At 50.8% G+C, this 13901-nt stretch carries 16 protein-coding genes; all 16 read left to right on the top strand.

The features are described from left to right. The first annotated feature begins 1 nt into the window (after position 1). The 16 genes from EVJ22_RS04205 to rseP all read left to right on the top strand — a co-directional run bounded on the left by EVJ22_RS04205 (position 2) and on the right by rseP (position 13886). A complete protein-coding gene (locus EVJ22_RS04205) occupies positions 2–1072 on the top strand; it encodes a flagellar biosynthesis protein FlhF (protein ID WP_071399613.1) in 1071 nt (356 codons plus the stop codon). Further along, positions 1051–1890, top strand: coding sequence for a MinD/ParA family protein (locus tag EVJ22_RS04200; RefSeq protein WP_071399614.1), 840 nt, complete (start codon positions 1051–1053; stop codon positions 1888–1890). Before EVJ22_RS04205 ends, EVJ22_RS04200 begins: the two co-directional genes overlap by 22 nt. Positions 1891–1909: 19 nt before the next feature. Next, complete coding sequence (locus EVJ22_RS04195; protein ID WP_071399615.1) at positions 1910–3886, top strand: chemotaxis protein CheA; 1977 nt, start codon at positions 1910–1912, stop codon at positions 3884–3886. A 12-nt stretch (positions 3887–3898) separates the two neighbouring features. Further along, the gene (locus tag EVJ22_RS04190) at positions 3899–4330 is read left to right on the top strand and encodes a chemotaxis protein CheW (protein ID WP_016508282.1); all 432 of its coding nucleotides are present in this window, start codon (positions 3899–3901) and stop codon (positions 4328–4330) included. Then, complete coding sequence (locus EVJ22_RS04185) at positions 4320–4919, top strand: chemotaxis protein CheC (RefSeq protein WP_070327478.1); 600 nt, start codon at positions 4320–4322, stop codon at positions 4917–4919. Before EVJ22_RS04190 ends, EVJ22_RS04185 begins: the two co-directional genes overlap by 11 nt. Then, positions 4912–5397, top strand: coding sequence for a chemotaxis protein CheD (locus tag EVJ22_RS04180; RefSeq protein WP_071399616.1), 486 nt, complete (start codon positions 4912–4914; stop codon positions 5395–5397). The genes EVJ22_RS04185 and EVJ22_RS04180 overlap by 8 nt, the downstream gene beginning before the upstream one ends. Positions 5398–5409: 12 nt before the next feature. Continuing rightward, positions 5410–6180, top strand: coding sequence for a FliA/WhiG family RNA polymerase sigma factor (locus EVJ22_RS04175; RefSeq protein WP_035385905.1), 771 nt, complete (start codon positions 5410–5412; stop codon positions 6178–6180). A 12-nt stretch (positions 6181–6192) separates the two neighbouring features. After that, positions 6193–6552, top strand: a complete 360-nt coding sequence (locus tag EVJ22_RS04170) for a hypothetical protein (protein ID WP_071399617.1) — start codon at positions 6193–6195, stop codon at positions 6550–6552. A 153-nt stretch (positions 6553–6705) separates the two neighbouring features. After that, positions 6706–7446, top strand: a complete 741-nt coding sequence (gene rpsB / locus EVJ22_RS04165) for a 30S ribosomal protein S2 (protein ID WP_021067146.1) — start codon at positions 6706–6708, stop codon at positions 7444–7446. 120 nt (positions 7447–7566) lie between these two features. After that, entirely contained in the window at positions 7567–8448 is an 882-nt protein-coding gene (gene tsf / locus EVJ22_RS04160; RefSeq protein WP_071399618.1) for a translation elongation factor Ts, read from the top strand. A gap of 109 nt (positions 8449–8557) precedes the next feature. Beyond that, entirely contained in the window at positions 8558–9283 is a 726-nt protein-coding gene (pyrH, locus tag EVJ22_RS04155) for a UMP kinase (RefSeq protein ID WP_071399619.1), read from the top strand. Further along, positions 9280–9840, top strand: a complete 561-nt coding sequence (frr, locus tag EVJ22_RS04150) for a ribosome recycling factor (protein ID WP_035385902.1) — start codon at positions 9280–9282, stop codon at positions 9838–9840. Before pyrH ends, frr begins: the two co-directional genes overlap by 4 nt. Before the next feature lie 83 nt (positions 9841–9923). After that, complete coding sequence (locus tag EVJ22_RS04145; protein ID WP_131443344.1) at positions 9924–10661, top strand: undecaprenyl pyrophosphate synthase; 738 nt, start codon at positions 9924–9926, stop codon at positions 10659–10661. Between the two features lies 1 nt (position 10662). Beyond that, positions 10663–11460: a phosphatidate cytidylyltransferase gene (locus EVJ22_RS04140; RefSeq protein ID WP_071399621.1), complete on the top strand. Its 798-nt coding sequence runs from the start codon at positions 10663–10665 to the stop codon at positions 11458–11460. A 13-nt stretch (positions 11461–11473) separates the two neighbouring features. After that, positions 11474–12619, top strand: a complete 1146-nt coding sequence (gene dxr, locus EVJ22_RS04135; RefSeq protein ID WP_071399622.1) for a 1-deoxy-D-xylulose-5-phosphate reductoisomerase — start codon at positions 11474–11476, stop codon at positions 12617–12619. Between the two features lie 16 nt (positions 12620–12635). Then, on the top strand, positions 12636–13886 hold the full coding sequence (gene rseP, locus EVJ22_RS04130; protein WP_131440240.1) for an RIP metalloprotease RseP: 1251 nt from the start codon (positions 12636–12638) through the stop codon (positions 13884–13886). Positions 13887–13901 lie beyond the last annotated feature (15 nt).

Here is a 13901-nt window from a genome sequence, read left to right as displayed (position 1 = left end):
TATGCAAATTAAAAAATATACAGGCAAGACGATGTCCGAAGCGATGGCGAAAGTGAAACAAGATTTTGGCGACGAGGCTGTCATCTTAAATTCTCGCCAAGTCAAGAAAGGGTGGTTCGGGTTGTTCGCTTCACAAGAAGTTGAAGTGATTGCCGCACTCGAGAAAGCGCCGCTAACGGTCAAGCCTCGAACCGAGCCGAACCTACAGCCGAAGCAAGCAAAGGCGAAATCGATTCCTACACCTACACCCACTCCACAACCGGTGATGCCTGTTCCTGAAAAGAGGCGTTTGCCGGCGGGGCTGAACCATATCGAGTCGCTCTTATCATCTGAGTCGTTCACGGATGAATCGTGGGAAGAGCGAATCAACGAACTGTACTATACGACTAAATCGCTAGAGGTCGTCGAGCAATACGTCTATGACCAGATCCGCAGTTCCTTTTTACCGGTCCCGGATGCGTTGCGCTACGTCATGCTCGTCGGTCCGACCGGTGTCGGCAAGACGACGACGCTCGCGAAGCTTGCCGCCCACTATAAGCTCGACCAAGGGATGTCGGTCGGTTTGATTACGACCGACACGTACCGGATCGCAGCGATTGAACAGCTGAAGACATACGCTGAGATTTTAAATATCCCCGTCGAGGTAGCCTATGACTTTGACGACTTTAAACGGGCGAAACAACTGTTTGCCAGAAAAGATATCGTCTTGATCGATACGGCCGGACGCAATTTCCGCGACGAGGCGTACGTCGAACAGTTTCATAACCATCACGACTTCTCGGAGACGAGCCTGTCACTCGTGCTCAGTCTGACGTCGAAAATGAAAGACATGGATTTGATTTACCGACAGTTTGAAAAATTGCCGCTCCGGTCGCTCATCTTCACGAAAGCGGATGAGACGAGTGATATACACGCGATGTATCGGATGGTGCGCGAGAGCGGACTCCCCGTCGCTTGGCTGACAGACGGCCAGGAAGTGCCGGACGATATGGTCGCCGGCGACTCAGACATCTTGACGCAAAAGATGCTTGAGAAGGAAGGGTGGACACGATGGACCAAGCAAGGCGTTTAAGAGCGAAGACGGATGTCGCGCCAACGACAATCGCGTTCGCGAGCGGAAAAGGCGGCGTCGGCAAGACGAACGTCTGCGTGAATACCGCAATCGGGCTCGTCGAACTCGGAAAACGTGTCTTGATCGTCGATCTCGACATCGGGATGGCGAACGTGCACATTCTTTTGAATGCGGCGCAGTCTAAAACGATGGTCGATTCTGTGAAAACACGGACTCCGCTTGCGTCTTCGGTTCAGAAAGACGTGCACGGTGTCGATATATTACATGGGGGAAGTGGACTTGACACATTAGTTCAATTCTCAGAAGCAGACATGCAGTTTTTAATGCGTGAACTTGAAGTGCTGACGACTTATGATTACGTACTGTTTGACATGGGAGCAGGAGCAACGGACGCATCGTTACGATTCATTGAAGGATGTGACGAGATGTTTCTCATCCTGACCCCAGAACCGACATCGCTGATGGATGGTTACGCGTACACGAAACTCGTGCATCGTCAAAGTCCGGATTTACCGATCGGGGTCATCGTCAATCGGGCGCAGTCGGGGGAAGAAGCACTCCAGTGTTACGAACGGATGGAAGTCGCATGCCGACAGTTTTTGAATAAACCGATTCGGTTCCTTGGATTTTTACCAGATGACGCTTCTGTAAGGAAAGCGGTCATCGCTCAAGTCCCGTTTTACCAATTTGACCGAAAGAGTGATATTAGCTGGAGGCTTGAGCGTATTTTGACAACGCTTACCGGTACACCACCGAAGCCACGGCACTTCATGGATCGGTTGATTGGGAATTTGCGGCAACAGTGGAAGCGAGTCTAACGACAGGGAGGCAATATAGATGGACGTGAACGAATACTTAGGGTTGTTTTTGGATGAGTCACAAGAGCATATCCAATCGGTCAACACACAGTTGATGAAATTTGAGCAAACGGCTAGCGCTGAAGCGGTTCAAGAGATTTTCCGTTCGGCCCATACGCTCAAAGGGATGTCGGCGACGATGGGTTACGAAAGCGTGGCCAATTTGACACACGAAATGGAGAGCGCCCTTGACCTTGTCCGGTCAGGCAAAAAAGAGAGCAACCAATTGTTGCTTGATACGATGTTTATCGCGATGGAACAGATTGAAGCGATGATTGCCGACATCGAGACGGGTGGAACCGGTACGAACGTCGACGTCAAAGCGACGGTTTCGGCATTCCAGTCGTTTATCGGAGGTAAGGAACAAAAAATCGCTACGGCGGAAGAGTCGTCGGTGTTTACTGTCGACTTGTATGCGGATTCGGTCATTGAACAAGCGAAACAGACCGGTTTTGAGGCGTTCCAACTTCATGTTAAGTTATCGGATGCCGTCGTCTTAAAAGCAGCCCGGGCTTACATGGTGTTTGATCGGCTCCAAGAGCTCGGTGAAGTCGTCCGGACCCACCCTGAGACGGAAGCGATTGAGCAAGAACAGTTCGACTTGTCGTTTGATGTCTTGTTCTTGTCACAAGAGACGGCTGCAGTCATCGAACACGCCGTCTCGCAAGTGTCGGAAGTTGAAACAGTCCACGTCTCGGTATTTACGAGCGTGAGCGAGAGCGAGCCGGAAATTGCTGTGAGTGCAGAAGCGGTAGCGGTGCAAGAAATGAAACCGAAAGCGCAAGAAGCAGAAGAACCGAAAGAACAAGCTGTCGCTCAAGCGAAGACGATTCGTGTCAATTTAGAACGGATCGATCGTCTCATGAACTTGTTTGAAGAATTCATCATCGACCGCGGCCGACTCGAACGCCTTGCCGACGAGGTCGGACAACCCGAACTAAACGAGACGGTCGAGAAAATCAAACGCGGCACGAACGAACTGCAATCACTCGTGTTGACGTTACGGATGATGCCAATCGAGCAAGTGTTCAACCGGTTCCCACGGATGGTCCGCTCGGTCGCAAAAGACATTCATAAAAAAGTTCAACTCGATATCTCAGGAGCTGACACGGAACTCGACCGGACCGTAATCGATGAGATCGGTGATCCGCTCGTCCACTTGATCCGCAACGCGATCGATCATGGCATCGAGCTTCCTGACAAACGCGTCCAAGCCGGCAAACCGCAACAAGGGCGACTCGCCCTCCGTGCTTACCATGGCGGTAACCGTGTCTTCATCGAGATCGAAGATGATGGAGCGGGAATCAATGTCGATAAAGTCCGGTCGAAAGCGCTCGAACGTGGTGTCATCACGACCGAAGAAGCGGCGTCGATGACAGACAACGAGCTCGCGATGCTCATCTTTGCACCGGGCTTCTCAACGGCAGATGTTGTCACAGACTTGTCAGGTCGTGGCGTCGGACTCGACGTCGTCAAAAATAAAATCGAATCGCTCGGTGGTGTCGTCACCCTCGAGACCGTGGTCGGACAAGGAACCAAGTTCCAAGTCAGTCTACCGCTCACGTTATCAATCATCTCGGCGATGCTCGTCCAAGCGGGTGATGAGACGTATGCCATCCCGTTGTCATCGATTCTCGAGACGACATTGCTCGATGAAGCCAACATCCTGACGGCCCATCGCGAACGTGTCTTCGATTTCCGCGGACAACTCGTCCCGCTCGTTTATTTAAAAGAAATTTTCGGGATCGATTCGGAAACAAAATCACAGTTCCCGGTCGTCGTCGTGCGTAAAGGTAATAAACTCGTCGGAGTCGTCGTGAACGACTTGATTGGTCAACAAGAGATTGTCATGAAGCCACTCGGGACGTATCTCGAAGGCATTCCGGCTATTTCGGGGGCAACGATTCTCGGAGATGGACGGGTCGCTCTCATCGTAGACAGCAACGATCTCTTTTAAGGAGGAAGAAAGATGGAACAAAAATGGGTAGTGTTTTCACTCGCATCGAACACGTACGGAATCGATGTCCAATCAGTCCGTTCGATTGAACGGTTACAACCTGTCACCCGGGTGCCGAACGCACCAACACACGTGAAGGGTGTCATCAACCTCCGTGGTGTGGTCACACCGGTCATCGACCTCAGGCTTCGCCTCGGTTATGAAGAAATCGCACCGACAGATGAGACACGGATTTTGATCGCTTCTTTGAATCAAGGCGATGCTGGTTTTATCGTCGATCGTGCCAATGAAGTCGTCGAGAGCGATGAAGTCCGGATCGAACCGATTCCGGATTCGAGCCACGAGATGCACTCGGCACACTTGACGGCGATCGCCAAAGGCGAGGACAAGCTGTTCTCGCTTCTCGATGCGAACGCGTTGTTCGAGGACCAACATGCTGAGTGAATTTGAACAAGATTTGTTAAAAGAACTTGGGAATATCGGTTCTGGTCATGCGGCGACCGCGCTCTCGACACTGCTCGCCAAGCCGGTCAACATCACGGTGTCGTCTGCCGAAATGGAACCGATCACGTATTTACCGGACCGCGTCGGCGGCCCCGAGCGCCATGTGGCCTCTGTCCTGTTAGAGCTTGGAGGCGAGATCAGTGGCATGATCTTGATCATGTTCCCGGTGGATGATGCGGAGAGTATGGTGGCTTCGCTGATCGGTTCACCGTTCACGTTCCAATCGAACAACGAGCTCGGTCAATCGGCGTGGGAAGAGATCGGTAATATTATGAGCGGGGCTTACGCGCGAGCGTTAGGCGACTGGCTCAATACGCCGATCATGATTCAAGTGCCGGCGACCGCGATTGATATGGCCGGATCAATCGTCGAGTTTGTCGTCACGTCCGTTCAACCGGAAGAAGATGCCGCGCTCTATATCGACACGACGTTCATGATTGACGAGAAGGTGAGTGCCGGGCATGTGCTCTTCTTACCGACGCACGGCTCGCTAGATCGGATTCAACGAAGGTTGCTTGGCCATGGCTGAAGTTCTTAAAATCGGGATTGCCGAGTGGAAGCAGACGACAGCACCGAACCGGCTCCGCACGGCGGGACTCGGTTCATGCGTCGGTGTCATCTTGTATGATGCCCGGATGCAAGTGGCAGCGATGGCGCACGTCATGCTTCCAGATTCGGCGATCGCAAGGAAACACCAGACGATCGAAGTCGGGAAATATGCGGATACAGCTATCGATGCTCTCGTCGAGTCACTCAAACGGGTCGGGGCAGGACGTCTGCAAGCCAAGATGGCCGGTGGGGCTCAAATGTTTCAATTCAAATATGAGAACGCGGCGATGCGCATCGGGGAACGAAATGCCGAAGCAATCCGCGTCGCTTTAAAAGCACACCACATCCCGCTAATCGCCGAGGATTGTGGTGGGCATAACGGACGAACGATTGAATTTGACGTCGCAACATGCGTCTTATCGATTCGGACAGTGAGTATCGGAACAAAAGAACTATAAGGGGGGATCGACATGACGACTCAGCTTACCCAGTTGTGGGATCGTTGGAATACTGACCGCGATATGGATACGGCAAATGAATTATTATCACATTATGAATTTCTGATCCATTATCACGTGCAACGAATGATCGTGACGCTCCCAAAGAGCGTCGAACGCGACGAATTGAAAAGTTTGGGTTACATGGGATTGTACGATGCCCTCATGAAATATGATCCGGAACATAATAATAAATTCGATACGTATGCAGCTTTTCGGATTCGGGGTGCCATTATCGACGGACTTCGAAAAATCGATTGGCTGCCGCGCTCGGTACGAGAGCGCGTGAAGAAGATAGACCATGTCGCCGAACAACTCGAGCAAAAGCTGCACCGTGCCCCGACGAAAGAAGAATTGGCCGACGCGTGCGCGCTTCCGATCGCTGATATCGAAAAGGCGATGGCGGAAGGGTATTTCGCGAACATGTTGTCGATTGACGAGGCGGTGACGCTCCAAGAAGAAGGGAAAGTCATGTCGGTCACGTATTTTGACCCCGATTCGGAAAAACCGGAAGACACGTTGTTGCAACGCGAGTTAGTCGACGTGCTGACGACCGAGATTGATCATCTGTCTGAAAAAGAACGTCTTGTCGTCTCGCTATTTTATTTTGACGAGTTGACATTGACGGAGATTGGGGAAGTGTTAGAATTATCGACTTCCCGCATCTCACAGATTCATTCGAAGGCGTTAAAGACACTCAAACAGGCGCTAGGCCGCTCGTATCTAGAAGAGAAGACATCGTGAGGAGGTGAAGGGATGACTTTTGTGTTGATGATCGCGGGGATCGTGATTGCCTATGGTCTATTGATCGGGTTCCGGCAGATCCAAACATTGAACGAACGCGTCAATCGGCTCGAAAGCGAGAAACGCGAGACAGAGGCGTTGCTCTTGTCATTCATGGAATCGATGAGCGATGTTGTGAAAAACGACGCGCCTGAATCGTCAAAACCGACCTCGGCTGAAATCGTCGAGACAGAAACTGAAACGTCTGAAGACGGCACGGGTAACCCGAGCGTCGAAGAGGTTTTGCTCCGTCATTCAGTCCGTGACACGGCACGTCTCCTCGGAAAAGGAGAGGGCGAAGTGGCGCTTTATGCGAAACTTCGACAAAAGTGAGAGTTGCCGGATTCGGCGACATGTGCTATATTAATTTTCGGTGTTAAAACACATCACACACGTCTCGGGATGGTATTCCTCGGTGCCGAAAGGTCGGAGTACAACGATGAACGAGGCGGAGGACTTTTTTAAACCACAAGGAGGAAACTTATCATGGCAGTAATCTCAATGAAGCAATTGCTCGAAGCTGGTGTACATTTCGGTCACCAGACACGTCGTTGGAACCCAAAAATGGCGAAATACATCTTCACGGAGCGTAACGGAATCTACATCATCGACCTTCAAAAGACGGTTAAAAAAGTAGACGAAGCTTACAACTTCGTTCGTGAACTCGCGGCAGAAGGCGGAAACGTCCTCTTCGTAGGTACGAAAAAACAAGCTCAAGATACAATCAAAGAAGAAGCACTCCGTTCAGGTATGTACTTCATCAATGAGCGTTGGTTGGGTGGAACACTCACAAACTTCTCAACAATCAAAAAGCGTATTAACCGCTTGAAGCAACTTGAGAAAATGGAAGCTGACGGCACGTTCGAAGTACTTCCTAAAAAAGAAGTCATCATCTTGAAAAAAGAAATGACACGTCTTGAGAAGTTCCTCGGCGGAATCAAAGATATGCCAGGCGTTCCTGACGCTCTCTTCATCGTTGACCCACGCAAAGAGCGGATCGCGATTGCAGAAGCTCACAAATTAAACATCCCAATCGTTGCGATTGTCGATACAAACTGTGACCCAGATGAAATCGACTACGTTATCCCAGCGAACGACGATGCAATTCGTGCGGTTAAATTGCTCACTTCTAAGATGGCTGATGCGATCATCGAAGCGAAGCAAGGCGAAGAAGAAGTTGCTGAAGAAGCTGTAGCTCCAGAAGCTGAAGCTACAGAAGCTGAGTAATCAGTTAGACAACAGGTGATAAAGGGAAAGCCTTTTATCACCTTTTTTTAGGACATAGTCTATTCGAAGCCTAGTGCTTTTATTTTAAAAAAATGTAAGTTTTACAAGGAGGAATTTCCGATGGCAGTTACAGCAGCAATGGTAAAAGAACTTCGTGAAAAAACAGGAGCAGGTATGCTCGATTGCAAGAAAGCACTCACTGAAACAGACGGTGACATGCAAGCGGCAATCGACTTCCTTCGTGAAAAAGGGATTGCTAAAGCAGCAGCTAAAGGCGATCGTATCGCAGCTGAAGGCTTGACAGCAGTAGCGGTTGAAGGCAACAAAGCTGCTCTCGTCGAAGTCAACTCAGAGACGGACTTCGTTGCGAAAAACGAGAAGTTCCAAACACTCGTCAGCGACGTGGCGAAAGCGGTTCTCGCTTCAGGAGCGACAACAGTTGAAGCAGCACTTGCTGCTGAATTCGTGGCTGGTAAAACGCTTGAGATTCACATTCAAGAAGAAGCATCGACAATCGGAGAGAAAATCTCGCTCCGCCGCATCGCTGTTCTTGAAAAAGCGGACGACGCTGTATTCGGCACTTACCTTCACATGGGCGGACGCATCGGTTCGGTCGTCGTCATCGACGGCACGACAGATGAGTCAGTAGCGAAAGATGTAGCTATGCACGTAGCAGCAGCTAACCCACTTTATGCGACACGTGACCAAGTCTCGGCTGAAGAAGCAGAGCGCGAGAAGAAAGTCTTGACTGAACAAGCAATCAACGAAGGCAAACCTGCTAACATCGTCGAGAAGATGATCGCGGGACGCATGAACAAGTACTTCGAAGAAATCTGCCTCGTCGACCAAACGTTCGTCAAAGACGCTGACTTCAAAGTTGGAAAATACGTAGAGTCTAAAGGCGGCCGTATCAACTCGTTCGTACGTTTCGAAGTTGGAGAAGGTATGGAAAAACGCGAAGAAAACTTTGCTGAAGAAGTAATGAACCAACTTAAAAAATAATCTGCGTCATGTATGATGATGCAATTAAAATTGGGAACACGTCTGTATAACCTTGAGTTAGTTCGTTAAGGGAGCGTGTTCCCTTTTTTCAAGCATGAGGAGGCAAAGTATGGAACCGAAATATAAGAGAATTGTGTTAAAATTGAGTGGAGAAGCGCTCGCAGGAGATCAAGGATACGGAATCGATCCGGCAATCGTCAACTCGATTTCTGGACAGATTAAAGAGTTAGTCGCCATGGGCGTCGAAGTAGCGGTCGTCGTAGGTGCCGGGAATATCTGGCGCGGAAAGACGGGAAGCGAACTCGGTATGGACCGTGCCAATGCCGATTACATGGGCATGCTCGCAACTGTACTTAACTCGCTTGCACTTCAAGACAGCCTCGAAACACACGGTGTCCAAACCCGCGTCCAAACATCAATCGAAATGCGTCAAGTTGCTGAGCCGTATATCCGCCGCCGGGCCATGCGCCACCTTGAAAAAGGCCGGGTCGTCATCTTTGCAGCAGGGACGGGTAACCCGTACTTCTCGACAGATACGACAGCAGCGCTCCGGGCAGCCGAGATTGAAGCTGACGTCATCTTAATGGGGAAAAACAACGTCGACGGCGTCTACTCGGCAGACCCGAAACTTGTCCCGGATGCGGTCAAATACGAGTCACTCACATACTTGGACGTCTTAAAAGACGGTCTCCAAGTCATGGACTCGACAGCGACGTCACTATGCATGGACAACCATATTCCGCTGATTGTATTCTCATTGCTTGAAGAAGGAAATATCAAACGTGTCGTTCTCGGTGAACATATCGGGACGGTAGTGGGAGGAATCAATTCATGAGTGCAAACGAAGTTATGAAAACGGCTGAAGAGAAGATGGTTAAAGCCCATACATCACTAAAACGTGATTTTGGGACGCTCCGCACGGGACGCGCCAGTGCATCGATTTTGGACCCGGTCCAAGTCGACTACTACGGTGTGCCAACGCCGCTTAACCAAGTAGCGAACATCAACACGCCGGAAGCTCGTCTTTTGTTAATCCAACCATGGGACAAGTCGCTCGTGACAGAAGTCGAAAAAGCGATTCAAAGAGCGGATCTCGGTCTGTCGCCGTCTTCTGACGGGACGGTCATCCGTTTAGCGATCCCTGCCTTGACGGAAGAGCGCCGGAAAGAACTCGTTAAAATCACGAAGAAGTATGCGGAAGAAGCGAAAGTTGCGGTTCGTAACGTTCGTCGTGACGCGAACGAGAACTTGAAGAAGCTTGAAAAAGATGGAGATTTGACAGAAGACGACCTCCGTGGTTACGCGGACGACGTTCAAACGTTAACGGATTCTTACATCAAAAAGATTGATGAGTCTGCAGCGGTCAAAGAAAAAGAGATCATGGAAGTATAATCACGGAAGTGGTATACCAAAAAGCTGTGTGGGGACCCTTTTACTGAAAGGGTCCCTCTTTCATACAATCAGGAGGATAGACTATGTTTAAATGGGTGAATCCTAAAACGAAGACTGAGGCGGAATTGAGCATCCCCGAACACGTCGCCATCATCATGGACGGAAACGGCCGTTGGGCGAAGAAACGTGGGCTCCCGCGCATCATGGGTCACCGGGAAGGAATGAAATCGGTTCGTGAATCAGTCCGGACGGCTCAAGAACTCGGGATCAAGTCGCTGACGCTTTACGCGTTCTCGACTGAAAACTGGACGCGTCCAGAAGAAGAAGTCAATTTTTTGATGAAGTTGCCGAAGCAATTTTTAGAGACCGACTTAAAAGAACTCGACGAACAAAACGTCAGAGTGCTCGTCGCCGGTGACGTGTCGAAACTACCACGTGGAACGCGCGAGGCAGTCGATGAAGCGCGGACGCGCACCGCGACGAACACAGGGCTAGACCTCGTCTTCGCGTTGAACTATGGCGGCCGTGACGAACTCATCCAAGCGATGCGTGACATTGCGCGCGACGTATCGGCCGGACACATCAATCCAGATGAAATTGACGAGTCGATGATCGGAGAGCGGCTCATGACGAATATGCAAGATGTCGATTTGATCATTCGGACGAGCGGTGAACAACGGTTATCGAACTTCCTGCTCTGGCAAGGGGCGTATGCCGAACTCCACTTCACAGACGTATTGTGGCCCGATTTCAAACGTGAGCACTTCGTCGAAGCAATCGAAGCGTACAATACACGTACACGCCGGTTTGGTGGGGTGTGAGATGAAAACACGAATTATTACCGGACTTTGGGCCGGCGCTATTTTTGTCAGTTTGATCGCCCTTGGCGGCAGCCCGTTCGTCATCTTGATGGGCGTGCTCGCTTTGATCGGCTTGAGCGAGTTTACGATGATGCGTAAGCATAAGCTGACAGCGTTTCCGTTTTTAGTTACATCGTTGCTCGTAGCATTCCCGTTCGTCATGATGCTTTTAGAACGGCAGTGGTTGACGGGTGAACTTCCGATCTCGACGAGTCAATGGATGGTGCTCGGATTAATGTTGCTTCTCTTTTGGACGGTCGTCACGAAAAACCGTTTCACATATGAAGATGCGAGTTTTTATTTCGTATCGGCTGTTTATCTCGTCATCGGGTTTTCAAGCTTTGCCCTCGTCCGTCTGTCTGAAGACGGGCTGGCGAAAGTATTGCTCGTCTTATTTATCATTTGGGCGACTGACTCGGGTGCGTATTTCACGGGTAAAGCCATCGGCAAGACGAAACTGTGGCCCTCGATCAGTCCGAACAAGACGATTGAAGGAGCTGTCGGCGGTATTGTTTCAGCTGCAGTCGTCGGTATCGTCTATGTCTTGATCGAACCGGTCCTGCCGCTCGTCGAAGTGCTCGTCTTAGCGGTTGTCGTTTCTGTCGTCGGCCAGCTCGGTGATTTGGTACAATCAGCGTACAAACGTCAGTTAGGCGTAAAAGATTCTGGCCATCTATTGCCGGGACATGGTGGTATTTTAGATCGGTTTGATAGTATGATCGCGGTATTCACCGTCATTTGGATTTTCAATTTGTTATAAAAGGAGTGTCAAGATGAAGCGAATCAGCTTAATCGGGGCGACTGGTTCGATCGGCGTACAGACGTGCGACGTGATCGAGCAGCACCCCGACTTGTTTGAACTTGAGGCGTACGCGTTCGGAACGAACGTCGAGGTGGCCGAGGAATGGATCAACCGCCTTCGCCCGAAATACGTATCAGCCAAAACGATCGAGGTACTCGAACAGCTCAAGCCACGCCTTACATACGAACCACTCTTTTTTATCGGACTCGAAGGGTTGATCGAATGTGCGACCGCTGAGCGGGCTGATGTGGTCGTCACGGCCGTCGTCGGGGCAGTCGGCTTAGAGCCGACGCTTGCCGCCATTAAAGCCGGTAAAGATATCGCCTTGGCGAACAAAGAAACGCTCGTCACAGCCGGACATCTCGTCATGGCCGCCGTCAAAGAGCACGGCGTCAGTTTGCTCCCGGTCGACAGTGAACACTCGGCCATCTATCAATGCCTTAACGGAGAACGTCGCGAGGACGTTTCAAAAATCATTTTGACAGCCTCGGGCGGAAGTTTCCGTGATCAGACACGCGCTGAATTAGCGAGCGTGACCGTCGAAGAAGCGCTCAATCATCCGAACTGGTCGATGGGTGCAAAAATCACGATCGATTCGGCGACAATGTTCAACAAAGGGCTCGAAGTCATCGAAGCGCACTGGTTGTTCGATATCGATTATAATGATATTGAAGTGGTGCTCCATCGGGAGTCGATCATTCACTCGATGGTCGAGTTTAAAGACGCAGCAGTCATGGCGCAACTCGGAAACCCTGATATGCGGGGACCGATCCTCTATGCGCTCTCTACCCCGAAACGGCTTGAAATCGAAGGGAACAAGCGGTTAAACTTGAGAGAAATCGGGACGCTCCATTTTGCGGAAGCCGATTTAGATCGCTATCCGGCTCTTCGACTAGCGTATGAAGCAGGTCGTCAAGGTGGTTCAATGCCGACCGTGTTGAATGCGGCTAACGAAACGGCTGTCGATTTGTTCTTGAACGGAAAAATTTCGTTCGTCGAGATTGAATCGATCGTCGCGCAAGCGATGGATGCACATACAGTCATTGTAGAACCGACGCTTGAGCAGATCCTTCAAGTCGATCAATCGGTTCGTGAACAAATTCAGCAACGAAAGTGAAGGTGGGAAATAGATCATGCAAACTTTTATCGCCATCGTTTTGATGTTTGGGGTGCTCATTTCAGTTCATGAATGGGGACACCTCGTCATGGCGAAACGGGCAGGGATTCTCTGTCATGAATTTGCAATCGGGTTTGGACCGAAAATCTTTTCATTCAGAAAGAATGAGACGCTCTATACGATTCGCTTATTGCCGATCGGTGGTTACGTCAAGATGGCGGGTGAGGATTTCGAGCCGATCGAAGTGAAGGCCGGTCAACAAGTCGGGCTCCGGTTAACGAGCGCGGGCACAGTCGACCGCGTCTATTTCCAACCGGACCAAGCGACGGATGTACACGTCGTCGGCACGGTCGACAAGTTCGATTCGATCCGTGAATTGAAGATTCAATTGCTTGTCGATGAAGAAGTGCGGGTGTACACACTCGAGCGCGACACACTCCTCGTCGATCAAGGTATGGAGATTCAAATCGCACCGTACGACCGCACATTCGGAGCGCAATCAGTTTGGAAGCGAGTGCTCGCGATCGCAGCCGGCCCGGCCATGAACTTCGTCCTTGCTTTCGTCTTGCTCGTCATTGTCGGTCTCGTGCAAGGCACACCGACAGACGACGGTCAAATCGGGACGGTACAACCGGATTCGGCGGCTGATCAAGCCGGGCTCGTCACCGGAGACGAAATCGTCTCGATCGAGGGTGAGACGATTGATAACTGGCTCGATCTTCGAACGGTTTTGGCCGATCGTGCCGATACACCGACCGAGGTGACCTATATTCGTGCGGGTGAGGAACAAACGGTAACGCTCACACCTCAAGCAGTCGAACAAAATGGCGAGACGGTTGGTATCCTTGGCGTGACAAATGCGCTCGAGCGATCACCGACAAAAGCGTTCACCACAGGAGCTGAGACGACGTGGACGATGTCGACATTGATTTTCTCTGCGGTCGGTGATTTAGTGACCGGCCAAGTCGGAGTCGATCAACTCGCAGGTCCAGTCGGGATTGTCCGCATGACCGACGAAGTGGCAGCGAGTGGTTTCATCATGTTGCTCAACTGGACGGCACTTTTATCCGTCAACTTGGCGATTTTCAACTTGTTGCCACTTCCGGCGCTTGACGGGGGACGACTCATCTTCTTGTTGTTCGAAGCTGTGCGTGGTCGACCGATCGATCCAAAAAAAGAAGGGTTTGTCCACTTTATCGGATTTGCCCTGCTTATGCTGCTCATGCTCATCGTCACTTGGAACGATATCCAATCATTTTTCAAATAGACTGTGTTAGAGAAG

The organism is Exiguobacterium sp. SH0S7 (genome assembly GCF_004337195.1).
Classification (GTDB): domain Bacteria; phylum Bacillota; class Bacilli; order Exiguobacteriales; family Exiguobacteriaceae; genus Exiguobacterium; species Exiguobacterium aurantiacum_A.
The sequence above is the reverse complement of the archived record's forward strand: the minus strand, read 5'-3'. Positions and strand labels throughout refer to the sequence as shown.